The sequence below is a fragment of the Nocardia pseudovaccinii genome (assembly GCF_050942345.1).
In the GTDB taxonomy this organism is placed as follows: Bacteria; Actinomycetota; Actinomycetes; order Mycobacteriales; family Mycobacteriaceae; genus Nocardia; species Nocardia pseudovaccinii.
The window spans coordinates 6,056,534-6,079,671 of sequence record NZ_CP192074.1; the positions used below are offsets into that span (position 1 = coordinate 6,056,534).

The 23,138-nt window shown below is 65.7% G+C and carries 26 protein-coding genes; 9 read left to right on the forward strand and 17 right to left on the reverse strand.

The features are described from left to right. Nucleotide 1 precedes the first annotated feature (1 nt). Nucleotides 2-400 (reverse strand): hypothetical protein, encoded by a 399-nt coding sequence (locus ACQPZ2_RS27250; protein ID WP_433521059.1) that lies wholly within the window; start codon nt 398-400, stop codon nt 2-4. 174 nt (nt 401-574) lie between these two features. Here ACQPZ2_RS27250 and ACQPZ2_RS27255 point away from each other — a divergent pair, with 174 nt between their 5' ends. Continuing rightward, a complete protein-coding gene (locus ACQPZ2_RS27255; protein WP_433521060.1) occupies nt 575-1,426 on the forward strand; it encodes an alpha/beta fold hydrolase in 852 nt (283 codons plus the stop codon). A gap of 2 nt (nt 1,427-1,428) precedes the next feature. On the opposite strand, the gene ACQPZ2_RS27260 is transcribed toward ACQPZ2_RS27255, so the two are convergent. Together ACQPZ2_RS27260 and ACQPZ2_RS27265 are read right to left on the reverse strand one after the other, a co-directional pair. Further along, entirely contained in the window at nt 1,429-1,839 is a 411-nt protein-coding gene (locus ACQPZ2_RS27260) for a VOC family protein (protein WP_433521061.1), read from the reverse strand. Nucleotides 1,840-1,849: 10 nt separating this feature from the next. Further along, nucleotides 1,850-3,061, reverse strand: a complete 1,212-nt coding sequence (locus ACQPZ2_RS27265) for an FAD-dependent monooxygenase (protein WP_433521062.1) — start codon at nt 3,059-3,061, stop codon at nt 1,850-1,852. Between the two features lie 95 nt (nt 3,062-3,156). Here ACQPZ2_RS27265 and ACQPZ2_RS27270 point away from each other — a divergent pair, with 95 nt between their 5' ends. Next, nucleotides 3,157-3,909 (forward strand): TetR family transcriptional regulator, encoded by a 753-nt coding sequence (locus tag ACQPZ2_RS27270; protein WP_433521063.1) that lies wholly within the window; start codon nt 3,157-3,159, stop codon nt 3,907-3,909. A gap of 185 nt (nt 3,910-4,094) precedes the next feature. Here the strand turns inward: ACQPZ2_RS27270 and ACQPZ2_RS27275 are convergent, their stop codons facing one another. Further along, the gene (locus tag ACQPZ2_RS27275; protein WP_433521064.1) at nt 4,095-4,823 is read right to left on the reverse strand and encodes an SDR family oxidoreductase; all 729 of its coding nucleotides are present in this window, start codon (nt 4,821-4,823) and stop codon (nt 4,095-4,097) included. A gap of 96 nt (nt 4,824-4,919) precedes the next feature. Between ACQPZ2_RS27275 and ACQPZ2_RS27280 the strand changes: the two genes are divergently transcribed. Continuing rightward, the gene (locus tag ACQPZ2_RS27280) at nt 4,920-5,252 is read left to right on the forward strand and encodes an ArsR/SmtB family transcription factor (RefSeq protein WP_433521065.1); all 333 of its coding nucleotides are present in this window, start codon (nt 4,920-4,922) and stop codon (nt 5,250-5,252) included. A gap of 15 nt (nt 5,253-5,267) precedes the next feature. Here ACQPZ2_RS27280 and ACQPZ2_RS27285 read toward each other — a convergent pair whose 3' ends face one another. Beyond that, complete coding sequence (locus ACQPZ2_RS27285; protein WP_433521066.1) at nt 5,268-6,083, reverse strand: class I SAM-dependent methyltransferase; 816 nt, start codon at nt 6,081-6,083, stop codon at nt 5,268-5,270. A 122-nt stretch (nt 6,084-6,205) separates the two neighbouring features. Here ACQPZ2_RS27285 and ACQPZ2_RS27290 point away from each other — a divergent pair, with 122 nt between their 5' ends. Continuing rightward, nucleotides 6,206-6,808, forward strand: a complete 603-nt coding sequence (locus tag ACQPZ2_RS27290; RefSeq protein WP_433521067.1) for a TetR/AcrR family transcriptional regulator — start codon at nt 6,206-6,208, stop codon at nt 6,806-6,808. 73 nt (nt 6,809-6,881) lie between these two features. Further along, complete coding sequence (locus ACQPZ2_RS27295; protein ID WP_433521068.1) at nt 6,882-7,487, forward strand: hypothetical protein; 606 nt, start codon at nt 6,882-6,884, stop codon at nt 7,485-7,487. Between the two features lie 11 nt (nt 7,488-7,498). On the opposite strand, the gene ACQPZ2_RS27300 is transcribed toward ACQPZ2_RS27295, so the two are convergent. Next, nucleotides 7,499-7,738, reverse strand: a complete 240-nt coding sequence (locus ACQPZ2_RS27300; RefSeq protein ID WP_433521069.1) for a hypothetical protein — start codon at nt 7,736-7,738, stop codon at nt 7,499-7,501. 157 nt (nt 7,739-7,895) lie between these two features. Between ACQPZ2_RS27300 and ACQPZ2_RS27305 the strand changes: the two genes are divergently transcribed. After that, nucleotides 7,896-8,840, forward strand: coding sequence for a hypothetical protein (locus tag ACQPZ2_RS27305; protein WP_433521070.1), 945 nt, complete (start codon nt 7,896-7,898; stop codon nt 8,838-8,840). Nucleotides 8,841-8,902: 62 nt separating this feature from the next. On the opposite strand, the gene ACQPZ2_RS27310 is transcribed toward ACQPZ2_RS27305, so the two are convergent. Genes ACQPZ2_RS27310 through ACQPZ2_RS27335 form a run of 6 tightly spaced genes read right to left on the reverse strand, consistent with a single transcriptional unit; the run spans nt 8,903 to nt 14,172 of the window. Beyond that, a complete protein-coding gene (locus tag ACQPZ2_RS27310; protein WP_433521071.1) occupies nt 8,903-10,120 on the reverse strand; it encodes a cytochrome P450 family protein in 1,218 nt (405 codons plus the stop codon). 13 nt (nt 10,121-10,133) lie between these two features. Next, nucleotides 10,134-11,342, reverse strand: a complete 1,209-nt coding sequence (locus tag ACQPZ2_RS27315; protein WP_433521072.1) for a cytochrome P450 — start codon at nt 11,340-11,342, stop codon at nt 10,134-10,136. A 44-nt stretch (nt 11,343-11,386) separates the two neighbouring features. Further along, nucleotides 11,387-11,992 (reverse strand): GTP-binding protein, encoded by a 606-nt coding sequence (locus ACQPZ2_RS27320; RefSeq protein WP_327097921.1) that lies wholly within the window; start codon nt 11,990-11,992, stop codon nt 11,387-11,389. Next, nucleotides 11,967-12,317, reverse strand: coding sequence for a DUF742 domain-containing protein (locus ACQPZ2_RS27325; protein WP_063037917.1), 351 nt, complete (start codon nt 12,315-12,317; stop codon nt 11,967-11,969). The genes ACQPZ2_RS27320 and ACQPZ2_RS27325 overlap by 26 nt, the downstream gene beginning before the upstream one ends. Beyond that, nucleotides 12,314-12,742: a roadblock/LC7 domain-containing protein gene (locus tag ACQPZ2_RS27330; protein ID WP_063037919.1), complete on the reverse strand. Its 429-nt coding sequence runs from the start codon at nt 12,740-12,742 to the stop codon at nt 12,314-12,316. The genes ACQPZ2_RS27325 and ACQPZ2_RS27330 overlap by 4 nt, the downstream gene beginning before the upstream one ends. Next, complete coding sequence (locus ACQPZ2_RS27335; protein ID WP_433521073.1) at nt 12,742-14,172, reverse strand: ATP-binding protein; 1,431 nt, start codon at nt 14,170-14,172, stop codon at nt 12,742-12,744. Before ACQPZ2_RS27335 ends, ACQPZ2_RS27330 begins: the two co-directional genes overlap by 1 nt. Before the next feature lie 355 nt (nt 14,173-14,527). Between ACQPZ2_RS27335 and ACQPZ2_RS27340 the strand changes: the two genes are divergently transcribed. Both ACQPZ2_RS27340 and ACQPZ2_RS27345 read left to right on the forward strand, forming a co-directional pair. Further along, complete coding sequence (locus ACQPZ2_RS27340) at nt 14,528-14,959, forward strand: type II toxin-antitoxin system Rv0910 family toxin (RefSeq protein WP_433521074.1); 432 nt, start codon at nt 14,528-14,530, stop codon at nt 14,957-14,959. Between the two features lie 13 nt (nt 14,960-14,972). Beyond that, complete coding sequence (locus tag ACQPZ2_RS27345; RefSeq protein ID WP_433521075.1) at nt 14,973-15,755, forward strand: alpha/beta fold hydrolase; 783 nt, start codon at nt 14,973-14,975, stop codon at nt 15,753-15,755. Nucleotides 15,756-15,796: 41 nt separating this feature from the next. Here the strand turns inward: ACQPZ2_RS27345 and ACQPZ2_RS27350 are convergent, their stop codons facing one another. After that, nucleotides 15,797-17,332 (reverse strand): DHA2 family efflux MFS transporter permease subunit, encoded by a 1,536-nt coding sequence (locus ACQPZ2_RS27350; RefSeq protein ID WP_433521076.1) that lies wholly within the window; start codon nt 17,330-17,332, stop codon nt 15,797-15,799. A gap of 98 nt (nt 17,333-17,430) precedes the next feature. Here ACQPZ2_RS27350 and ACQPZ2_RS27355 point away from each other — a divergent pair, with 98 nt between their 5' ends. After that, complete coding sequence (locus tag ACQPZ2_RS27355; protein ID WP_433521077.1) at nt 17,431-18,603, forward strand: cytochrome P450; 1,173 nt, start codon at nt 17,431-17,433, stop codon at nt 18,601-18,603. A gap of 128 nt (nt 18,604-18,731) precedes the next feature. Here the strand turns inward: ACQPZ2_RS27355 and ACQPZ2_RS27360 are convergent, their stop codons facing one another. The 4 genes from ACQPZ2_RS27360 to allB all read right to left on the reverse strand — a co-directional run bounded on the left by ACQPZ2_RS27360 (nt 18,732) and on the right by allB (nt 23,128). Further along, nucleotides 18,732-19,334, reverse strand: a complete 603-nt coding sequence (locus ACQPZ2_RS27360; RefSeq protein ID WP_433521078.1) for a TIGR03086 family metal-binding protein — start codon at nt 19,332-19,334, stop codon at nt 18,732-18,734. 216 nt (nt 19,335-19,550) lie between these two features. After that, nucleotides 19,551-20,477: a DMT family transporter gene (locus ACQPZ2_RS27365; protein WP_433521079.1), complete on the reverse strand. Its 927-nt coding sequence runs from the start codon at nt 20,475-20,477 to the stop codon at nt 19,551-19,553. A 108-nt stretch (nt 20,478-20,585) separates the two neighbouring features. After that, on the reverse strand, nt 20,586-21,752 hold the full coding sequence (alc, locus tag ACQPZ2_RS27370) for an allantoicase (RefSeq protein ID WP_433521080.1): 1,167 nt from the start codon (nt 21,750-21,752) through the stop codon (nt 20,586-20,588). Next, complete coding sequence (allB, locus tag ACQPZ2_RS27375; RefSeq protein WP_433521081.1) at nt 21,749-23,128, reverse strand: allantoinase AllB; 1,380 nt, start codon at nt 23,126-23,128, stop codon at nt 21,749-21,751. Before allB ends, alc begins: the two co-directional genes overlap by 4 nt. Nucleotides 23,129-23,138 lie beyond the last annotated feature (10 nt).

Here is a 23,138-nt window from a genome sequence, read left to right on the forward strand (position 1 = left end):
GTCAGCTGCCGAAGACGACGCAGGCGAAGCCGACGTGCACACCTGTGCCGACCCGGACGTCCACCGTTCCGATGGGCGTCACATCCGGGGCCTGTACGGCGCTGAGCGTGTGCGGGCCGGTGGTCTTCGGGATCCAGGTCAGCAGGGCGATACCGCCCAGCGGTCGGACCACTCCGAACAGGACGCCGTTGTCGTAGAAGGAGACCAGTTCGGCGGCATTGTCGACATGGGCCTCGGCGGTGGCCGGGCAGTCGGTGCCGTAGTTGGTCGCCATGCCGTAGTTCGAATCCGGCATCACACCCACCCGGGTCACCGCGGCATTCGCCGTCGGCGCGGTGCAGGCCAGTGCGGCGATCGCGGTGCCGAGCACGGTCGCGGTCGTGATCGTTCGGTAGCTCATGATTCGGTCCTCTTCGTGCGGTGCCGAGTTGCCAAGCGGAGATCATAGATACTCGCCGGGCGTTACATCACGAATCGCCCAGCGTTGCGCCATTATGTACCCGGCGGTTCGTTTTTCGGGTCGATATGAGCGGCCATAACGGCCCGAGCTAGAACGTGTTCTAACGTGTCGGGTATGGACGTGACATACGAAGGCACGAAACGGGAGCTCGCCACCGATCAGGGCGTGCTGCGCTATCACGAGGCGGGCGACGGGCCGCCGCTGTTACTGCTGCACGGCTCCGGGATCGGCGTGAACGGGTGGCGTAACTATCGCGGGAATCTCGCGGTCTTCGCCGAGCACTTCCACTGCTACATCCTCGAATTCCCCGGATTCGGCGTGAGCGACCCGGTGGACGGACACCCCGTGCTGACCGCGGGCGCGGCGGTGCTGCGATTCATGGACGGGCTCGGCATCGAATCCGCTGCCATGGTCGGCAATTCGATGGGTGGTGTGGTCGCGGCGAATCTGGCGATCCAGCATCCGCAGCGGGTGCGCAAGCTGGTCACCATCGGCGGGATCGGTCCGAATATCTTCAGTTCCAGTCCGAGCGAAGGGATTCGGCTGCTGCAGGAATTCGCCGACAAACCCGATCGGGACAAGTTGCTGCGCTGGTTGCGGGCCATGGTCTACGACCCCGCGGTGATCACCGATGAGATCATCGAGGAACGCTGGGCGGCCGCGCAGCATCCGGATACCCAGCAGACCGCCGCCATGATGTACGGCTCGGCCGCCTGGGCCATGCAGCAGAAATTCCTGGCGAATTCGAATACACCGCCCTATTGGTCGATGCTGCACAAAGTGCACTGCCCGACCCTGCTCACCTGGGGTCTGGACGACCGGGTCAGCCCGCCCGATATGGCGCTCGTCCCGATGCGGCAGATTCCCAATGCGGAACTGCACGTGTTCCCGAACAGCGGGCACTGGGTCATGATCGAGGCCAAGGCGGCCTTCGAACGCGCCACCCTGGAATTCCTGCGCCGCTGAGTTCAGGCCTGGTCCGGATAGACCGCGATCTCCACCAGATTGCCATCCAGGTCGCGGCAGTAGTGCGAGATCATGTCGCCGAGCGCGCCGGACTTGGTGACCGGGCCATTGGTGATCTCGATGCCACAGGCCACCAAGTGATCTCGCACTTCCCGGGGCGATGCGTGGGTGACGAAGCACAGATCCTCCGAGCCTGCGGCCTCGGTACGCGCTGTCTCCCAGTCCGGGTCGACCCTGCGGGCACCGATCGGCCGCAGGTTGATCTTCTGATTGCCGAAGCACAATGCGGTGCGGCCCTTCGGTCCGAACGTCTGCACCCGCATGCCGAGGACCTTTTCGTACCATGCGGCGGTCGCCTCGATATCGACGCAATTGATGACGATGTGGTCGAACCGATCGACTGTGAACCCCATGATCGGCACCCTACGCCGGACGGCATGCCTTGGCAGTGACCGGAATCTCCGGATATTCCGGCAAGGATTCGTTCGTCTTCGGCGCCATGATGCGTTCCATACCTGCCATGGACTCCAGCACGGGGAGCCGCGTGACGATATTCCGAATTGCCATGCCCGAGCGAGTTTTCGGCACCATCAGCCGCAGGTTCGGTCCGATCTGCTGTTTGCGGTCGACCAGTGCGCGGTGGCTCTGCTCGTGGCGGCGAAAACCGGTGCGGTAATCGCCGTTCGCGGCGGCGAGTGCACCGGCGAGCCGGTAGGCGCCGACGAGGGCGAGTTCGGCACCGGCCCCGGATGCGGGTGAGGCGCAGTAGGCGGCGTCGCCGACGAGGGCGATGCGGCCGGTCGACCAGGAATCCATGTGGACCTGGCCGAGGGAGTCGAAGTACAAGTCCGGATCGGCGAGTGCGCCGTCGAGCAGTTGTGCCACGTGCCATGCGGATTCGGTGCCGAACCGTTCGGTCAGCAGCGCGCGGGCCGCGGCGCTGTCGCGCGGATCGAGGTCGAGGAGTGGGCTGCGGAATATGAAGTAGGCCTTGGCCTGTGCGTGATTGCCGGAACGGTAGATGCCCGCCATCGCGCCCGGGGTGTTGTAGACGCTGACCCAGCGGTCGGGCCCGAGCGCCGCATCGGCGTCGCCGAAGGCGAAGTAGTGGTCCAGGTGCCGGACGAAATTCGATTCCGGACCGAAGGCCAGGCGCCGCACGGTGGAGTGCAGCCCGTCCGCGCCGATGACCAGGTCGAACCGCTGCTGCGGAGCGCGTTCGAAGGTGACGGTGACGCCGTCGTCATCCTCGTCGAGTGCCCGGATCGAATCGCCGAACAGGTATTCCACATCGCTGTTGCTGTCGTGCAGAATCCGGACGAGATCGCCGCGCATGATCTCCACCTCGGCGCTGGCGTACTTGTCCTTGATCTTCTGCATATCCACCTGGGCGATGGAGTCGCCGGTGGTGTTCACGAACCGCATCCCGGCGACATCGGCGGCCGCCGACCGGATCTGCGACATGATGCCCATGCGCTCGGCGACCTCGATCGCCTGATCCCGCACGTCCACCCCTTGGCCGCCGACTCGCGGACCGGCCGCACGCTCGACGATGGTCGGCTGGAAGCCGTGCCGCACAAGCCAATACGCCAGGGTCTGTCCGGCGATGCTCGCACCGGAGATCAGAATCCGCATTGCCCGCTCCTTGTCTCGAAACCATCTGACCATTGGTCAGTCAGATCACTGTATGACGCTGACCAACGGTCAGTCAAGCGGTAGGATCGGTCACCATGGCCGATGATTCGCGTGCCCGCATCCTGCAGACCGCGCTCGACCTGTTCGCCGAGCGCGGATACCACACGGTTTCCGTGCGCGAGATCGCCGAACGGGTCGGGCTGACGAAAACCGCTGTGCTCTACCACTTCCCGAGCAAGAGCGATATCGTCGCCGCCCTAGTGGAGCCGCTGCTGGTCGACAGCGAAGCGGTGCTCGAGGCGGCGGCGCGCGGGCGGGACGTGCAGGCGCGCTGCTGGTCAGTGGTGGCCGGGTTGCTCGAGGTGTGGCTTGCGCACGGTCAGCTATTGCGGATGCAAATGCAGGACCAGGCGTTATCCGCCGACGAGGCGACCTTCGCGCGATTGCGCACCATCGCACTGTCAGCCCAGGACCTGATCGCCGGGCCCCGCGCCGATTTCACCACCCGAGTGCGTGCCGCGCAGGCCTATGCGGCACTGAGCGATCCGGTGGTCATCTTCGCCGACCGGCCCGCCGACGAGTTACGCGAGGCCGTTCTGGATGGTGCCCGGCGGTTACTCGGCACCGCCGCCGATCCACAGCCTTCGGCTGTCCGAAGCGACCCCGTCCCGCTACCGACCGCCGAGATGCCCACCACCCGCCCGAACCGCCGCGGCCGCCCCGGCGCAATGACCTCGGAGATGATCGAATCCGCCCGCCACATGCGAGATTCCGGCCGCCCCATCGACGAGATCGCCGCCGAGTTCGACATCTCACGCGCGACGTTGTATCGGAACTTGAGCAAATAGCCGAGCGAATTATGAGACTATTTTCGAGACGGAATGTCAGACATTGCCGTAGCGGGCAGGTTTTCCACCGGAGCACTCCGGCGCGCCGCCTGGGCTGTCGCCCGCTGACTGCATCCAGCGCCAGATGAAACAGACCGAGTTCGTCGTCCAGAGTGGTGGCGCATCCGCGCATGGCGCCACCTCGGTCATGCCGTGAATCCGCCGTCGATGGTGATGCTGGTGCCGGTGATGAAGCCGGAGTCGGGACCGGCGAGGTAACAGACCATCGCACCGATTTCATCTGGGGTACCCAAGCGCTGCAAGGCCATATGCTCGGTGAGGCGAATGGCTGCTGGACTGTCGGCAGGCATGCGGTCGTTGGCGGTGGGGCCAGGCTGGATGTTGTTCACCGTGATACCGCGCGGGCCGAGGTCGCGAGCCAGTCCGCGGACCAGTCCCTGCAGCGCGGCCTTGGTCATGGCATACACCGCGCCTCCGGGAAACGGCGTGCGGTCGGCATTGACGCTGCCGATGGTGACAATGCGGCCATCGTCGGGCAGATGGCGCAGCGCCGCACGCAGAGTGTGCAGCACCCCGTGTACGTTCACCCGCAGCATCCGATCGATGTCATCGGATCCGAGCTCATCGAATCGGCCGACGGCAGCGACCCCGGCGTTGGCGACCACCACATCCAGGCGCCCGAACGACGCGACTGTCTGCTCGACCGCGGCGTCGACAGCGTCGGGGTCACTGCTATCGGCGCGGATCGCGACAACGATGTCGGGACCGAATTCGGTGACGACCGCCTCGGCGCGCTCGGGCGTACTCGTGTAGGTCACCGCGACCCGCAGTCCATCAGCCGCGAGACGGCGGGCGATACCAGCTCCGATACCTCGCGAACCTCCGGTGACCAGGGCTACACGACGCTCGCTCATGTTCGGCCTCATTTCGAAATTTGTCGATTACGTCGATAAATTTCGAACAGTACTACGTTCATCGACATGATGCTGAGATGCGACTACGCTGCGGGCATGAGCGGGGTCATCGACGAATCACATCCGGCCGTGGCAGAACTTCGGCTGTCGACTCTGCTGGCGGCGCTCTCGGACCCAGCACGCCTGGCGGCTGTCCGGGCACTGGCAGCCTCCGAGGAGGTGGCGTGCACCGAGCTACAGCAGCGCGCCGGCCTGACCATCAGCCGCTCGACGTTTTCCTACCACCAGCGGGTGCTGCGAGACGCCGGGGTGTTGCAGGCACAGGTGCGCGGGGCCCGCCGGATGCTCAGTCTGCGCCGCGGCGATCTCGACACCCACTTCCCCGGACTACTGGATGTCATCCTCGGCACCGCACCCGAGATGTTGTGATCGACGAGTCGGCAATTACGGTGCGATTACCGAGGCGATCACCTGGATGGCCCGTAGGCTGCCGTCAGCCAGGCCGCGGGTCAGGTTCTCGGCCTTCTGGGCGAAATTCGGGACGAAGGCGTGCAGCCCAACGGGATCGGGGGGCGCGGCCAGCACCGTCCGCATGGTCGCGGCTGCTTGTTCGGTGAGATCGTTCCACTGCTCGATTACGAAACCCGCTGTCTCGATTGTCTCGCGCAACGCATCGGGGGTCACCAGATGGCTCTGGGCCGGTTGCTCGGCCCAGGGCAAGGGGTAGTCGGGGTCGTCGCCCGAACCCGCGGTGATATCCCAGATCGCGAGTAGGCCGCCCAGGACCAGGACCCGGCGGGCTTCTCGGTAGAGCAGGTCCTTGTCGGCGATGTTCATCTGCACGTGCTGGCTGAAGGCGACGTCGAAACTGCCGTCGGCGAATGGTAGCTCCGTGACGTCGGCTCGGTGCACGGCAATCCGATCCTCCAGTCCGACAAGCTCATTGAGCCACTCGGCCGTATCGCAATAGTCGGCGGTCAGATCGACAGCGGTTACCGGGCAACCGCATCGGTCCGCGATGAAACGGGCGGTACCGCCGATCCCGCTACCGGCGTCGAGCACCCGGCTGTGCCGCGTCAGGCCGGTCAGCTCCGCCAGTTGATACGTGGCGATGCGCCCCATGGTGTGAAAGTCCTCGACGAGGGTGAGATCTGCGAGCCGCAGACTGCCGAGATCCCGGCCCGCGGCGATGAGGGCGCGTTCGATGCCGAGCCGGGAGATCCCGGTCGCGTAGGGGATTTCGATCGAAATATCGTTCATTTTCAGCACTTTTCGGTATACGAGAAGGAAGCGGCCAGAAAAGTAACCACTGGTCACATAATCGAGTATGCGGCTATATGTGACCATCGTCAACATGTCGGCCGATGTGCGATCCTGTCGGCATGAGCAAGCCCTACCACCACGGCGCGTTGCGCTCGGCTCTCATCGAGGCGGGCGTGGCATTGGCACGCGACGGCGGACCCGACCGCGTGATCCTGCGTGAAGTTGCCCGCACGGCCGGGGTTTCGCATTCGGCCGCCTACCGCCATTTCGCCGACCGGGAGGCACTGCTCGCCGAGGTGGCGGGCCATGCCCGCGGCGAGCTCGCCGCCGAGATGAGCCGCCGCATCGCCCACACCCGGGATCCACGCCGACAGCTACAAGCCGTCGGCACCGCGTACATCGATTTCGCACTGAACCAACCCGGGCTGTTTCGCACCGCATTCGGTGTACACGCCGTCACCGCCGAATCCGAACCGTACACCGGCAGCACGAACCCCTACGAGATCCTCGGCCACGTGCTCGATCAGGCGCAGTCGGCCGGATTACTGGACCCCGAACGCAGGCCCGGCGCAGAGATTGCCGCCTGGTCGACGGTCCACGGCCTGGCCTGCCTGCTGATCGACGGACCCCTGCCCACCGACCCGGCCGCCATCGAGTTCGCGGTCGGGCGGGTGCACGACCTCATCGCCCGGGGCCTGCTCGATCAGCAGCCGGACACCTAGCGGATGCGCACACACGGCATAGCCGCTGGAAGGCCACGGGCCTCAACCAGAATCGGCAAGGTTGAATGGTGCCGTGAACGAAATGTCGCACCGCCTCCCCGACATCTCGGTCCTTCGCGACCGCTGTCGCGCGCTGGCCATGCTCGACGCCATTGTGAGTCCCGAATGGGCCGACCGCTACTACTCTTTCAATAGCGACTGGGCCGAGGACGAGGAAATGGCCTCGATGCGCAACGGCTCCGGTGACGACTGGTTCATCGTCTTCTCCCCGACCGGTGTCTACGGCCGAGCCTTCGACCATGAGGCGCCGAAAGCGCCGGAGGTGCTCGCGGCCGTACCGGTAGTCTTCGATTCCTACATCCGCGAACCGGCCTTCGCCGATCACAACGGAACTCCGATGGCCACCGCTTGCTTCTGGCGCACACCCGACGACGCCGCCTGGGGAGTCTCGGCCGCCTCCCAATCGGACGCGGGCCTGTTCGACCTACTTGTCGACGGCACACCCGAGGCGTACCAGCACTTCGCCGCAGACTATTACGAGACCGACATCAGCCTGTCTGCGGTGCAGCACGTATACGCACTGCACCCACTGACCGCCACCGTCGTGGCCGAAATCAACCCGGATGTCGAACTCGACGACCTGGACGAAGACATCGACCAAATCGGCTATCCGCGTTGAGGTCCAGTGACCTAGTGCGCGACAACCAGGCGATCGGGCAGGACTCCCGTCTGGCCCCGATTTGCTGCGATCTTGCGGGCGACCGCACCGAACAAAATGGACCTTGCCTGCCCGCTTCCGGGTTCCAGAGCCTGCGTCGCCTTGTCGAGGATGATGATCTCCTCGGGTCCTCCGACACCATTGCTGTACCCGTAGCGAACCTGCTCGGCTGTTTCGTCCAGCTTGCGAACCTCGGCGTATATCGCCATCATCCACCCCTCGCCATAGATCAATCTTGCGCAGGATAGCTGAACCGCCCTGCGCGGCCGAGCGACCTCGGCCGCACGAATCGCGCTCCGGAGCAACCGAATCGCCGCCGATTGCGCATAACCGACAAAAGACTCGGGCAACAGGACTAACCTGCGGCGCATGGCAGTTACCTGGCCGGACGAAATCGACAATGTCTTGCACGGTGATCTCACCGTCGGATTGGCCTATATCACTCCGGCCGGTGGGGCGGTGGTGACGGCGGTATCGCCGATCGGGTTGCGGGATCGGGAGCTGGGAACGGTCGGGTTCACGACCTCGCTCGGCTTCGGTCGCAAGCTGGAGCGGATCAAACGCGAGCCGAAGGTCGCGCTCGCATATCACGCGCGTGAGCACGGTCTCGGCGACCAGCACAATCAGAGCTTCGTACTGGTACAGGGCATCGCCACCTTCGACGCCGAGCCCGACCCCGACACCCTCGACCGCGTCGGCGAGCAGGCGACGCCCTATCTCGGCGCACCACGGCGCGGCCTCTTCTGGGATCGCTGGCTCAGCGCGTATTACACCGATCGGGTGCTGGTGACGGTCGCGGTCACCCGGATCATCGCCTGGCCGAATCTGGATGCGACCGGCGAACCGAAGGTGTTCGGCGAACCGCTGCCCGCCACCGCGGATTCCCAGAAGCCGCCCGCCAGGGGCACCGGCCCCCGGGTGGACAGCGCCAAGGCCGCCGCGCGCGCCACGAAACTGCCGCACTGTCTGCTCGCCTACCGCCAGTCCGACGGCTATCCGGCGGTGGTCCCCGCGCAGGTCATCGGCTCGAGCGAGGCGGGGGTAAACCTCACGGTCCCAGCGGAAATCGCCCAGGGCGGCCGCCGTGCGGGCCTGCTCGCCCACACCTACCGCCCACAGCTCGTCGGCCTCGAATGCCGTCAGCACACCGGCTGGATCGAAATCGACGGCACCGATGCGACCTACGCACCCCACACCGAGTCCGGTTTCATCGCACCCCCGAACAAGACACTGCTGCTGCTGGCCAACGGATTGATGGCCCGCCGCGGACTGGCCCAAGCCCGAAAGCAGGGCCGCATCGACGCCTCGAGCTGACCCCGGAAGACACGAACCCCCTCCCGATCGAAATCGGAAGGGGGCCCGGCTTTTCAGGTGGACTACTCCAGGGTAACCGGCAGCCTGGCATGCCCATTCGAGATGAAACTGACCACCGTCCCCAACTCGGACGGATCCGCCGCCAACCGCATATTCGGAAAGCGCGCGAAGATCGCCGGCAACGACACCAGCGCCTCGAGCCGAGCCAACGGCGCCCCAAGGCAATGGTGCACCCCGTAGCCGAAAGCCAAGTGGTCCTTACTGTCTCGGGCCAGATCGAATTGATCGGCGGTGTCGCCGTGAACATTCGGATCACGGTTGGCGGCCGCGTACGAGGCAAGAATCGGCTCGCCCTTGGCGATATGCACCCCGTCGATCTCGATATCGTCGACCGCGAACCGCAGCGGCAGATGTGCGACCGGCGCCTCGAACCGCAATGCCTCCTCGACCAACTCGGCCCACGTCGCCCGCTCCGCGACCAGTGCGGCGCGCTGCTCCGGATTGGTCAGCAGCGCGAAGATCGCCTGGTCGAGCAGATTGACCGTGGTCTCGTGCCCGGCGCTGATGACAAGCAGCAGCGTATCGATCAATTCCTGCTCGGTGAGCTGGGACCCGTCGTCCTCATCGCGGTGTGAGATCAGCAGACTGGTCATATCGTCGCCGGGATGGTCGCGCCGATACGCCACCAATTCACCGAGGATCCGATACAACTCCATGTAGTTCGCCTGCGACTCCTCCGGACCGAGCGAGGTGTCGAAAATACCGTCGACGCATGTGCGCAAGCCCGGATTGAGTTTCTCGGGCACACCCATCAATTCGGAGATGACCTGAATCGGCAGCGGATACGCGAAACCCTCACGCAGATCGACCGATTCACCTGCGGGCGTCTGCGCGAGTTCGGCGAGCAGTGCCTCGGTGATCCGCTCGATCTGCCCGCGCATCGCCTCGGTGCGCCGATGCGTGAACGCGGGCGCGACCAACTTGCGCAGCCGCTTGTGGTCCGCACCGTAGGCGGTGAACATATTGTTCACCGCGACCCACAGGAAAAGCGGCCAGTCCTGCGGGATCTCGCCGTTGATGAACGCGGGCCAGTGCTGGCTCGCATCCTTGGACACCCGCGCGTCGACGAGCAACTTCTTGAGCAGCCCGGCATCGGTTACCGACCAGGCCCGCACACCGCCGGGCAATTCCACCAGCGCCACCGGCCCACGCTCGCGCAGGCGTGCGGACTCGCCCTGGATATCGGTTCCCGTGAGATCCAGGGTAATAGGTTGTTGCACTACAGAAATCTCCTTACAGCATGGCTAGCGGAGGGGATTTGGGAAAAGTGACCGGGAGGGATACCAGCGCCCGATGGAACGGCCCCGGCCGCCAGGCGAGTTGTTCGGGCGCCGTCCCCAAACGCATTTCGGGAATTGCGTCGAGCAGTTGGTCGATGGCGTCCTGGACAATGAGATAGGCGACCGACCGCGCCGGACACGAATGTGGGCCCACACTCCATGCCAGATGCGAACGGTTGGGCCCGAATTCGCTCACGCCGACGGCGGGATCGTTATTACATCCGGACATGCTGATGACGACCGGTTGGTGAGCGGGCAGCCAAACACCGTCGATGAGGATCGGCTGTCTCGGATAGGAGACGCAGTAGTTCGCCATCGGCGGGTCGGTGAACAGCACTTCGTCGAGTGCGTCACGGGTGGAAAGACTTCCGCCGTGCACGCTGCCCGCGAACCGGTCGTCGGTCATCATCAGCAGCAGTGTGTTGGTGATCAGGTTCTGCTGTGGTTCGATGCCCGCACCGTAAACGGTGACGAGCTGGTGGATCATCTCCTCGTCCGACAGCACGGCCGGATGCGCGATCAGCCGCGAGGTGATGTCGTCGCCGGGAACGCTGCGCTTCAGCGTGACGAGCTCGAACAGCGCGTCGGTGAGCATCGCATTGCCCTTGTCGGCGTTCACGCCTTCGAAGATGGCCGCCATCCCGGTGGCGACCTGCTGGCCGATCTCCGCCGGACAGCCGAGCATCTGGTTCAACACCTGGAAGGTGAGCGGAAACGCGTACTGGCTGATCAGATCGGCCGCACCGTCACCGCAGAAGGCATTGATCAGTGGAATGGCGGCATCTTCGACGACGGCGTGCAGTGCGTGCAGATCGACTTCGGCCAGGCTTGCCGCATTCGCCTGTCGATAGCGCAAATGCTCGTTTCCGGCGCTGCGCAAGGCATTCGGCCGCCATTCCAGCATCGGCAGGACCGGGCATTCACCAGGAATCTTTTGCTGCCAGGTGCGCGGATCCGCCGGAAAGTGGTCGGGATCGTTGAGGATTCGTACGGCGGTGTGATAGCCGATCACCAAAGTGGCTGGTACACCGGGCGATAGGTCGACCGGTACCAGAGATCCGAACTGGCGGCGCATATCGCGGTACGCGCGGTGCGGATCTGCTGCGAACTCCTCTGAGTAGAGCGGTACGCGCGGGCCGTCGGTATCGATCGGCGACCCCAACGCGACAGGGCCGGGCTTTGTTGAATCTGTGTGCAATGCGTCGGTTACTTCCGGGACTCCTGACGAAGGAATAGGAATTCCACGAGCGTGATCAGCGACCGCAGACAGGTGCTGCGCTGACGCGCGTCGAGCGAGGTCAGCGGAGTATCCGGAGCGAGATCCAGTGCGTCCCGGATCTCTTCGAGCGGATAGCGCTGGGCGCCTTCGAACTGGTTGACCGCGACCGAATACTGCACCCCGCGCTCCTCGAGCACGGACAGCACCTCGTCGGCCTTCTCGATGCGCCTGGTGTCCACCAGGACCAGGGCGCCGAGCGCACCGCGCGCCAACTCCTCCCACAGCGGGACGAAACGCCGCTGTCCCGGCGTCCCGAAAAGATAGAGGGCGAGTGTGGGATTCAGCGTGATACGGCCGAAATCCATCGCCACGGTCGTCTGCGATTTGCCCGGTAGCCCGGCCATATCGTCGACGCCGACACTGGCCTCGGTGATCGTCTCCTCCGTGCGCAGCGGCCGGATCTCCGAAACGCTGTTCACGAATGTCGTTTTGCCGACACCGAAATTGCCTGCCACCAAGAGCTTTACCGACCGGGTCACGGTCTCCGGCACATAGTCGACAGTGCGCTCAGGCCGGGAGAGCGCGGAGCCCATTGAGTACCTCCTCGAGCAGGGTGATCTCCGGCATGACTTCGGCCGGGGTCGGAGTGGCCAGATGTTCGCTGTCCAGCAGATCGGCTACGACGATCTTCACTACAGACGGCGGCAGGTCGAGATAGGCGGCGATCTCGGCGATGGACAGGGCACTGCGACGGCTGCACAGGTTCAGCACCTGGCGCGCATCCGGTGTCGCACCAGGTGCCGGATCTTTTGCGGCGACGACCAGGGTGACCAGGTCCAACTCACGACTGGGACGGATTCGCCCCCCGGTGCGCACGTAGGCCCGGACCAAGTCGGGGTCTCGCCGGGACCTCGTCATGACGTCAAGCCGCCCTCAACCCTCCCGCGCGGCTGGGCGCCTAACTCGTGCCCGACCCGCCCGGCGAGTTCGTTCATGCGGTGCGCGACCAGCCCGATATCGGTCTCGGGCGTCGTCGAAACACCGAGCAGCGCACCCTCGCCCGCCGCGGTGATGAGGATCATGCCCTGGTCGTATTCGGTCATGTTCTGGCGCACACCATTGTCGAGGCCACCACAGAATTCGCCGAGCGCTTTACCTAGTGAACGCAGACCCGAGGCGGCCGCGGAGAAACGCTCGGCATCATCCTTATTGACACCGTCGGAGTGCGCGATCCGCAGTCCGTCGTCGGACAGCAGCACCGCGAACCGGACGCCGGGAACGTTGCTGAGATCCTCGAGTAGCCAACCCAGCCTATTGCTGCTGTCGGTCACCGGTGTGCTCATCAGGATGACATCCCTTCCGTGTTATCGGAGGCAGCGGCCTCACGGCCGCTCTTGGAACCCGTCTGCCAGGCGGAGGCGATCTCGGGACGCGCCTGTCCCGCTTCGGATTCGGTGCCGGTCTGCGCGGGCACCGAAGACACCGCCCGACGACGTCGCTTGGGTAGGCCGCCACTGGTGATCTCGTGCACAGCGAACTCCTCGTTCTCGGCGGGTTGTTCGCCCACCCCGGCCAAGACCGGAACCGGGGATAATTCGAAGGGCTTATCCTCGGTGGCAGCGGTCGGCACGGGTTCCGGGGCCGGGGTGACGGCGGGAACGGCCGGTTCGGCGTTGGCCACCGCGGTGACGAGCAGCGCCTCGGGGATGTAGACCATCGCCCGCATACCGCCGTAGACGTTCGGGCCATCGATGTAGACGGTGAAGCCATAGCGTCGGGCCAGTGCCGCGATGCCCGGGAAACCGACGCGCGGGGACGGGCCGAGCTGGTGGATGTCGATCGGGCGCTCGTTGGCGAGCACCTGCCTGGCCTCCTCCATCTGCTCCGCGTTCATCCGCACACCGGCATCATCGATGATGACGGTGACGCCGTGGTGGCCCTCCTGGAAGGTCACATCCACATAAGACGTCGGCGGGGAGTAGCGCAGCGCGTTGTCGAGCAGCGTGGCCAGGGTGTGCACGAGCGGTTCCACCGCGCGGCTGATGACGATGCGGTCGAGCTGGTTGGCCCGCACCCGCAGGTAGTCACGCACACGCCCGATCGCGCCGCCGACCACATCGGTGAGCGACTGCGCGGGCCAGCGCCGACCCGGCAGACCACCACAGACGATCACATACGACTGGGCCTGCCGCAGCATCTGCTGCACGGTGTGGTCGATGCGGGTGAGGGTGGCGTAGACCTCGTCGTCGCGGTGCTCGCGCAGCGCGGAGCTCACCACCTGACTGACATCCGCGCCGAGGCTGACCACGGAGGTGCCGAAAGAACGCACCGCCGCACTGGTCGCGGCCCGCGAAGCGGATTCGATCTCGGCCCGAGTGCCCTCCTCGGTCGCCTTGATCGCCTGCTGCGCCTTTTCCTCGGACTCACGCACGGCCTGCTCGAGCGCCTCCGACTGCACCATGCGCAGGTCGTCGGCATACCGCTCGGAAATCCATTGCAGGCACTGGGTGAACCGGGAGGTCTCCTGCCCCGTCGGCACCTCGATGGCCGAAACCGGTGCCTCGAAGCGGCGCACCGCCTCGGTCATCGCCGGCAATGTCTGGCCGGCGAAGTGCTCGAGGGTTTCCTCCTGCGCCCGATTCGCTCTATTGAGGGCGTCGGCGCGGATCTTCTGTTGTTTCGCGTATTGCGCTACATACAACGCCGCCGCCACGGCAATAATGAGAGCGGGGGCGAGGATCCATGAAAGCACCACGGCGATATCTTGATTCATCAGCTCTCTCGTCGTTGCGACAGCCGGAGTCACTGCGCGTTGTCTCGCCTTCCTCGCGACGCCGACCAGGATCAACATTCGTCGAATGCGGCCATATCGACACCGGCACCAACCCCAGAGTGCCCGCACGGCAAGCGATTCGACGAATCACCAACCGGGCGGATCGAGCCGATTAGTAGCTCGGCACCCGACGACCCGCCCACAGTAGCAGCATCGCCGGGAAGTCTCTCTCGATCCGAGGACCACATTCCGATTCCTCGAACCGCCAGCGCCCCCATTGCATTTCGCGTACCGCCCGATCGGTATGACCGAATGCCATAAATAGCGAACCGCGGGTACCGGATACTATGCGCGAATGGCAAAGCTGAAGGTGTCCGTCGACGTGCCGATTCCCCCGCAGGAGGCCTGGTCGCATACCTCCAACCTCACCGAACTCGACAAATGGCTCCTCATGCACGAGGCGTGGCGCAACGAGGTGCCCGCCGAGCTGACCGTCGGCACCCAACTGGTCGGTGTCGCATCGGTCAAGGGATTGCGCAATCGGGTCACCTGGACGGTCAAGGCCGCTGAACCGCCGCGACGCCTGGCGTTGAGCGGCATGGGCAAGGGCGGTACCAAATTCAAGCTCGAACTGCTCGTCGCCGCGAAGGGTGCGGGCTCGGAGGTCACCGTCGATATCGATCTGGGCGGCGCGCCCCTGTTCGGTCCGATCGGTTCCGGGGTCGCGCGGGCGCTGAAGGGCGATATCGAGCGCTCGTTGGAGCGTTTCGTCGCCCTCTACAGCTGAGGGGAGTCCGAACGTGCCGTATGCCGAAGCCGCGGACGGTGCCCGGATCGCGTATCAGACCGGCGGTGACGGTCCGCCGCTGCTGCTGCTCACCGGACAGGCCAATAACCACCACTGGTGGGATGGAGTCCGCGCCGACTTCGAGACCGCGTATCGCACCGTCTCACTGGACTATCGCGGGACCGGTGACAGCGATAAGCCGGATATCCCGTACAGCACCCTCGGATTCGCCGAGGACGCCATTGCGGTGCTCGATGAACTCGGCATCGAGAAGACCGCGGTGTACGGCACGTCTATGGGTGGCCGGGTCGCGCAGTGGCTGGCCGCGCGGTTTCCGGACCGGGTGCATGCGCTGGTGCTCGGCTGCACGTCACCGGGTGGTCGCCACGCTGTCGAGCGCGACGCCGAGGTACGGAAGTCGCTGGCCCAGCCCGATCCGATGGCGGCACGGCTGGCGCTGCTGGAACTGATGTACACCCCGGGGTATCTGGCGAGCACGTCCGGACCGTTCGACACCCTCGGCGATCCGAGCATGCCCGCCTACGCGAAGCGCAGACATCTCTACGCGAGCAATAAACACGACGCATGGGATGCGCTCGCGGATATCGCGGTTCCGACGCTGATCGTGCACGGGAGCGAGGACCGGTTCAATCCCGCGGCGAACGCACCGTTGCTCGCCGAACGGATTCCCGGTGCGCGGCTGGCGTGGATCCCGGGGGCTCGGCACGCTTATTTCGACGAATTTCGAAACACCGCAAGCCCGCTCGTCCTGGAATTTCTGGACGCCCGCCGGTAGCCCGAGTTCGCCTGGTGCACAGGCGAACTCGGGCCCTTCGGCTAATGCACCAGGGCCGGCGCGTCGGCGACCGCGGGCGTCTGCGGCTTGGTGCGCGGCAGGAACGCCGCGGGTACCAAGGTCAGCACCATGAGCACCAGCGCCACGATGTAGGTGTGGCTGAATGCCGTCGCGGCCTGGCTCAATCCGGTCTCGACCGCACCGGGCGGCAGCTGCGCCGCGATCGAGGGATCGTAGTTCGACGCGATCGCGGGCTTGGCGAACGGATGCCGGTTCAGCAGGCTGCTGAGCACCACCGACATCGTCGCGGTGCCGATGGAGCCTGCGGACTGGTTGATGATGTTCATCAGCGTCGTTCCGCGCGCGACCTGCTGGTGGGTCAGCGTCTGGATCGCCGCGGTCATGGTCGGCATCATGGTGCAGCCCATACCGAGGCCCATCACGAACAGCGCGCCCAACATGAACGGATACGACGTATCGGACTTCAGCTGCACGAAGAACACCGTGCCGAGTGAGATCAGCGAAATACCGGTCAACACGATCTTGCCCGGACCGATCTTGTCGACGAGTCGGCCCGCGATCGGCATCGTCAACATCGCCCCCAGACCCTGCGGCACCATCAGCAGACCGGCCGCCATGGCTGTTTCGCCGCGCACCTGCTGCAAATAGGTCGGCAGCAGCAGGCCCGCTCCGAAGAAGGCGGTCGCGAACAGCACCATGGTCAGCACCGCGAAGGTCAGCGATCGGTTGCGGAACAGATGCAGATCGATCAGCGGATGTTCGGTGCGCAGCGCGTGGAAGACGAACAGCACGATGAGCACCAGACCGATGGCGGCGGGTATGAGCACCTTGGCCGCCATGACCGTGCCCTCACCCGGAATCGAGGAGACGCCGAACAGGAACAGCGCCAGACCCGGCGAGGCCAGCAGCATGCCGAGGAAGTCGAAGGATTCCGACGGCTCCGGGTTGTCCGCGGGGAACACGACGAAGGCGAGAACGAGCGCGATCACCCCGACCGGAGCATTGATCAGGAAGATCCACTTCCAGCCGTAACTGTCGATCAGCCAACCGCCCAGGATCGGGCCGCAGATCGGGCCGAGCAGCATCGGCACCCCGAGCACCGCCATCACCCGCCCGACGCGTTGCGGACCGGCCGCGTGGGTCATGATCGTCATGCCGAGCGGCATCAGCATGCCGCCGCCGAGACCCTGGACAACGCGGAAGGCGATCAGCGTTTCCATGCTCCAGGCCTGGCTGCACAGCACCGATCCGAGCACGAACAGCGTCAGCGCGAGCATGTACAGCCGTTTGGTGCCGAACCTGTCCGCCGCCCATCCGGTCAGCGGGATGACGCTGGCCAGCGCAAGGGTGTAGCCGGTCATCGACCAGGCCGCGATCGCGGTGGTGGTGTGGAACTCGTTCTGGAATTTCGGGATCGCGACGGTTACGACGGTGATGTCCAGGATCGACATGATCGCGCCGAGCACGACCACCCCTGCCACCTTGAAGACCGCGATGTCTAGCTTGTCGGTCGCGGGGTCCGCTGCGACCGACGTGGTATCCGGAGGATGTGTCACCGCTTAAGCCTCGCACCTCGCCGACCAAATGACCAGCAAATTCTGCGACCTTCGCCACACCTCGGGTCCGCCGGTATCGCGCGCCGGATGATGGCGGCGTGACATTGCAGATCTTCGATGCCGAGTTCGCCGCGAATCCATGGCCCACGCTGCGGCGATTGCGCGAGGACGGTGGGGTGCATCGGGTCAGGACACCGGACGGCCCACCCGCCTGGTTGGTAACCCGGTTCGCCGATGTCCGGGCCGGACTGCTCGACACTCGGCTCTCCACCCAACCGCGCTATGCCGGGGAGACGGACTATCGCGGGTTCGTGGTGCCGTCACCCTTGGACCTCGGATTCCTGGAGAGCGAACCGCAGGACCACGTTCGGCTGCGCCGGGCCGTCACCGCCGAGTTGTCGCCGCGACGGCTCGCCGAATGGGCGCGCACGGCACCGGAATTAGTGTCGGCGTGTCTGTCGGAGGTGGACAGCGGCGGCACGATCGATCTCATCGAGCGGTTCGTCGTTGTCCTGCCCGCGGCCGTGCTCGGCGAATTGCTCGGGTTGGCGGCACCGGAGCGCGAGGCGCTGTTGCATTGGGCGCGTTCGACATTGCTGCCGAGCGCCACTCCCCCGCGTGCCCGCGACACGCTCACCACCATGCGCGCCATCGTGATCGCGACGATCGAGGGGGCGCGGGACGACACTGTGCTCGGGCGGCTGGCGCGTTCGAGTGACGAGACCGGCTCGCCGAGTGCGCACGAGCTGGCCTCGATGATCTTCTATCTGCTGTTCGTCTGGTACGAAGTGCTCGTCGACCTGATCGCCGGATCCGCGTTGGCACTGCTCACCCATCCGGATCAGCTGGCGGTGCTGCGCACCATGGCCGATACCCGGCCGGCGGTAGACGAACTGCTGCGCTATCTGTCGCCGCAGGTGGTTTCGGGGCCCAGATTCGCAACCACCGAACTCGAAATCGCGCGGCACACCATCCATTCCGGTGACACCGTGCTGCTCTGTCTGGCATCGGCAAACCATGATTCGGAGATCTTCGAGAATCCGGCCGAGCTCGATCTCGCACGCGCGAATAATCCGCACTTGGGTCTCGGGCACGGCGGCCATGCATGCCTCGGCACCGCGTTGGTCCGGACCATCGCCGGGGCTGTGCTGGAGACCTTGCTGCTGGACGGCCGGACTCCGACGCTCGTCTGCGATCCACGAGAAATTCAGTGGCGCTCCGGTTTTCGGCATCGCGGACCGCTCGAGTTGCCTGTCGTATTGGCGCGGTAGCTCTGCGGTGCTTCTCGGTGCCGGGATGCACGGAATCCGACTTCCTGCGCGCCGATCCGAGTGCCAACTGTCGTGCCGCGCACACCGGCGGCCCCGGAACCTTCAGGGCGGGCACCGATTGGGACAGTTCAGTTCTGCGGCCCCGGCGACTTCCAGGAAGGATCGCGGCCGAACCACCCCGCGAGGCGATCGTATGCGGGAGCGTCGGCGGGCACGGGCACCTCGAGGTCGAAAGCCTTCTCCGGTCCGCGGAATTCCGGGCGCAGCATCTTGTGCGACCAAGCCAGTCCGTACTCCGCGATGTCCGGGTCGAAGTCGATGGGCTGGTCGGTCGCGCGGGCGAGATCCCAGGTGTGCATCGCCAATTCGGTGATCTGCTGGTCGGCTCGGCTGCGCAGCGGCGCTTGTGCGCCGCCGGGTACCGGAACCGGGCGTTCCAGGTCGGCATGGTGCCAGACGTCCAGGACAGGTGCGGCGGCCGCGCGGTACTCCGCCGCCCAGTTCGGACTCAGCTCGGCGGGCGGCGCCGCCCAATCGGCCATCTCGCCACGCGCCGAATCCAGGAAATTCCGCAGGCTCTGCCCGATGACATGTCGCACGAGCGCCTGCACATCCCAACCGGCACAGGGTGTCGGCAGGGTCGCCTGTTCCGGCCGAATCGCCGCGATGACCTCGCCCATCTGGGTCAATGCGCGGTCCACGAGGTCAACGGTGGGGTCAACGGTATCCACGCCTGTCGATTCTGCCTCGCGTCCGCCGCTGCGGACCGCCGAACGCCCAACTCGACTGTCCAACCGCGGTGGGCCATCGTTTCCGCATCCGACGCGTATTGCCCTGCGAACGAACGCGCGCTCCAGGATCAATCGAAGCCGGGCTCCGGGACAACTGATGTGCCCATTCGCTCGGTGCGGATGGCCGCCGCTGACGACGCGCGGCCAGCACCGAGATCAGCGTGGGGTTGGTTCGGCAACCTCCGGCTCAACGGATGCGGTGACGCGCGGCCGGGACCTCGTGATGGCGACACCGGCCAGGCACAAGACACCGCCGAGGATGGTCAGCGCGCCGGGCACCTCATCCAGTGCGATCCACGCCATCAACACGACGAGCGCCGGGACCGCGTAGGTTGTCACGCCCATCTTCCCGGCCGTCGTGCGGGCTAGTGCGTAGGCCCATGTGGTGAAAGCCAAAGCTGTGGGAAAGACGCCCAGGTACACCAGACTCAGCGTCGACGACAGCGGCGCGTCGGCCGCCTCGGTGACCAGTTGCCAGGAGAACGGCAGACACGCGACGGTTCCGATGACCGAGCCGAAGGTGACCACCTGCAATGCGGATGCGCTCGCCAGCGCCGGTTTCTGCGCGATGGTCGATGCCGCCCAGACGATGGCCGCGAGCAGGCACAGCACGACACCGAGCAGCGCCGCGCCGCCGCCATCGGAGGTCGACAGTCCGACAACGACGGTTCCGGCGAACGACACGACCAGCCCGACCATCAGCCGGGCCGGAAACCCTTCCCGCAGGACCAATCCGCCGAGCACCGCGATCAGCACCGGACCGATGCCGACGACCATCGCCGCGGTCCCGGCGTCGACATTCCGCTCACCCCAGTTCAACGCCACCATGTAGACGCCGAACCACAGCACCCCGGAGATGACGATGCCCGGCCACGCGGCCCGCGGCGGCAGGCCCTCACCACGGATGACCAGCACCGTCACCAGCGTGATCGATGCGGCGAGCAATCGCCCGAGTGCCAGCGCACCCGGCGAAAAGTCGTGTCCCGCACTGCGGATGAAGACGAAGGCCGAAGCCCACAAGACCACCGTCACGGCGGCGGCGACAATGGCTTGCCGCTCGACCGGCCCATCCGTACGCATCATGGGCCGAACGTAGATCAGCCGGTCGACAAGTGCCAGCGGTTTTCGGACGCGGGCCGGGCCGGTCGGCCGGACGATCGGTTGGGCTCCGATCGCCCGGCCGACCAGCGACTACAACGCGAGCAGCGCGTCGATCACGGCCGACGGCACCGCGTCGGGGCTCGCGAAGGGCCGTTCCGCGAGCAACTTCCGTGCTTCGTCGCGGGACAACCCGCCATCGGCCGTGAGCACCTGCAGCGCGTGCGTTTCGGGCAGGGCTCCGAGCCAAGCGACGGTATTGCCGACCAAGGTCTCCGGATCGATCTCGCCGTGGACCCGCAACCGGGCCACGCCGCCGTCGGGGTACACATCGAGCCGGACATGGGTGACCGGCGCATCGGCTCCGATCCGGAAGAAGTGACGGGCATCCGGCTGCAGCCGCGTGCGCGGCAGCAATTCGGTCCATGTCGACGGATCATCCAGGTCCGCATCGGAATCGGCATCGGCACCACGCAGCACCGCCCAACCCGGCGCATTGCCGACATAATTCGAGGTGTCGATTTCCACGCGCCGAATCGCCCCGCGCGCACCCAGCCGCACCGTGACGTGATCATTGCCCGCATCGCGGCGACGCGCGCCCTCCCAGCCTTCGTCCATCTGCCGCGACCGGCCGGGTAGCAGGATATTGGTCGGCGCGGAGAAGAACATGTTTGAGCAGTCGACCACATCGCCGCCGTGTTCCAGAGCGGCGAGATCGACTGTGCCACTGAGGAAACGGGGATCCGGCAGCGGTGTCCCATGGACGCGGAAGCGGGCGACGCCACCGTCCGGGTAGATCGAGAGCCGGATGTGGGTAAAGCGGCGCTCATCGGTGACTTCGAAGAAGTTGTCGGTATCGCCCGCGATCTCCGACTTCGCGACCAGTGTCACCCATTCGGCCCGCTGGAGTTCGGCAGGCGAGGGCTGGCCCTCCACACTCGTCGCCTCGACCGAGGCGAAGGGCGGGTAATTGCCGATGAACCATGAGGTGTCGACGACGACACCGTGCACCCGCCCCGGCACACCCAGCCGGACAACCGCATAGTCATTGCCGGTTTCGCGACGGCGCCGCGTTTCCCAGCCGTCGTAGGTCTTGCCCTTGTGGCCGAAGTCCTCGGTGCTGAAAACCGCACGGCCGGGCCGGATCAGATTCTCCCGCTCGGCGAACAACTCGTCATTGGCGTAGACCACACTGCCCGCGAGCGCGCGTGAGGCGAGATCGGGCAGTCGGGTGAAGGCGGGGGCGGATTGATCGGTCATACTTCTCCTCGGGCCAGGAGCCGCCCCTGCGGCTCGTTGTCGATATCGATTCGGTTGCCGCGCAGCCAGGTACCGCGGACCGCACCCGCGAGCGGGCGGGCCGCGTACGGTGTGACGGCATTCTTGTGGTGCAGGCGATGCACGTCGACGACGAAGGCGTCATCGGGTGCGAAGACACAGAAATCCGCGTCATAGCCGACCTCGATGGCGCCCTTGCGCCGCAGGCCCGCGTGTTCGGCGGGCGCGCGGCTCATCCAGCGCGCGACATCCACCAGGCTGAAACCGCGCTGTCGCGCTTCGGTCCAGACAGCCGAAAGTCCCAGTTGCAGTGAGGAAATGCCACCCCAGGCACGGGCGAAGTCGCCGGTGTCGAAGCACTTCAGGTCGGCGGTCGAGGGCGAGTGGTCCGAGACCACCATATCGATGGTGCCATCGCGCAACCCTGCCCAGAGCAATTCGCGATTGCCGCTCTCACGGATCGGCGGACAGCATTTGAATTGCGTTGCGCCGTCCGGAATTTCCTCGGCGGCGAACGCCAGGTAGTGCGGACAGGTTTCGGCGGTGATCCGGACGCCGTCGCGGCGGGCCGAGGCGATCATCGGCAGCGCATCCGAACTCGACACGTGCAGAATGTGCACGCGACAGCCGGTCCACCTGGCCAGTTCGATCACCTGCGCGACGGCCAGGTTCTCCGCACCGCGCGGGCGCGAACGCAGAAAGCCGGAGTACTTGTCCCCCTGCGGAATCGGTGCGTGTTCGATGGCGTGCGCGTCCTCGGCGTGCACGATGAGCAGACCGTCGAACAAGCGGATCTCCCGCATGGCCAGCTCCAGCTGAGTAGCGTCCAGTGCCGGGAATTCGTCGACACCGGAGTGCAGCAGAAAGCATTTGAAGCCGAATACCCCCGCGTCTTGCAGCTGCGGCAGATCCGCCAGATTTCCGGGGATCGCTCCGCCCCAGAATCCGACGTCCACATGCACGCGGTCCTGCGCGGTCTTGCGCTTCACTTCGAGTGCCGCGAGATCACAGGTCGGCGGAATGCTGTTGAGCGGCATATCGATAATGGTGGTGACACCGCCCGCCGCGGCCGCCTTCGTCGCACTCGGGAAGCCCTCCCATTCGGTGCGGCCTGGATCGTTGACGTGCACGTGCGCATCCACAACGCCGGGCAGCAGCACCTCGTCGGCGGCCAGCTCGACGACCGTTTTCGCGGTCAGGATGGAGTCCAGCGGCTCGATCGCCACGATCCGGCCGTCGCGCACGCCGACCGAGCCACCGGTCTCCCCCGCCGTCCCGATGATCCGCTCCGCACGGATCACCAGGTCCAGGTGTGCGGGGACCGGTGAGATCGTCTGGATCTCGGAGTTCTTCCGCATCACACAGCTC

Coding starts and splice junctions, on each gene's coding strand:
- ACQPZ2_RS27250 (WP_433521059.1), bottom strand. CDS start 400: ATGAGCTACCGAACGATCACGACCGCGACCGTGCTCGGCACCGCGATC.
- ACQPZ2_RS27255 (WP_433521060.1), top strand. CDS start 575: ATGGACGTGACATACGAAGGCACGAAACGGGAGCTCGCCACCGATCAG.
- ACQPZ2_RS27260 (WP_433521061.1), bottom strand. CDS start 1,839: ATGGGGTTCACAGTCGATCGGTTCGACCACATCGTCATCAATTGCGTC.
- ACQPZ2_RS27265 (WP_433521062.1), bottom strand. CDS start 3,061: ATGCGGATTCTGATCTCCGGTGCGAGCATCGCCGGACAGACCCTGGCG.
- ACQPZ2_RS27270 (WP_433521063.1), top strand. CDS start 3,157: ATGGCCGATGATTCGCGTGCCCGCATCCTGCAGACCGCGCTCGACCTG.
- ACQPZ2_RS27275 (WP_433521064.1), bottom strand. CDS start 4,823: ATGAGCGAGCGTCGTGTAGCCCTGGTCACCGGAGGTTCGCGAGGTATC.
- ACQPZ2_RS27280 (WP_433521065.1), top strand. CDS start 4,920: ATGAGCGGGGTCATCGACGAATCACATCCGGCCGTGGCAGAACTTCGG.
- ACQPZ2_RS27285 (WP_433521066.1), bottom strand. CDS start 6,083: ATGAACGATATTTCGATCGAAATCCCCTACGCGACCGGGATCTCCCGG.
- ACQPZ2_RS27290 (WP_433521067.1), top strand. CDS start 6,206: ATGAGCAAGCCCTACCACCACGGCGCGTTGCGCTCGGCTCTCATCGAG.
- ACQPZ2_RS27300 (WP_433521069.1), bottom strand. CDS start 7,738: ATGATGGCGATATACGCCGAGGTTCGCAAGCTGGACGAAACAGCCGAG.
- ACQPZ2_RS27305 (WP_433521070.1), top strand. CDS start 7,896: ATGGCAGTTACCTGGCCGGACGAAATCGACAATGTCTTGCACGGTGAT.
- ACQPZ2_RS27320 (WP_327097921.1), bottom strand. CDS start 11,992: ATGGGCTCCGCGCTCTCCCGGCCTGAGCGCACTGTCGACTATGTGCCG.
- ACQPZ2_RS27325 (WP_063037917.1), bottom strand. CDS start 12,317: ATGACGAGGTCCCGGCGAGACCCCGACTTGGTCCGGGCCTACGTGCGC.
- ACQPZ2_RS27330 (WP_063037919.1), bottom strand. CDS start 12,742: ATGAGCACACCGGTGACCGACAGCAGCAATAGGCTGGGTTGGCTACTC.
- ACQPZ2_RS27335 (WP_433521073.1), bottom strand. CDS start 14,172: ATGAATCAAGATATCGCCGTGGTGCTTTCATGGATCCTCGCCCCCGCT.
- ACQPZ2_RS27340 (WP_433521074.1), top strand. CDS start 14,528: ATGGCAAAGCTGAAGGTGTCCGTCGACGTGCCGATTCCCCCGCAGGAG.
- ACQPZ2_RS27365 (WP_433521079.1), bottom strand. CDS start 20,477: ATGATGCGTACGGATGGGCCGGTCGAGCGGCAAGCCATTGTCGCCGCC.
- alc (WP_433521080.1), bottom strand. CDS start 21,752: ATGACCGATCAATCCGCCCCCGCCTTCACCCGACTGCCCGATCTCGCC.
- allB (WP_433521081.1), bottom strand. CDS start 23,128: ATGCGGAAGAACTCCGAGATCCAGACGATCTCACCGGTCCCCGCACAC.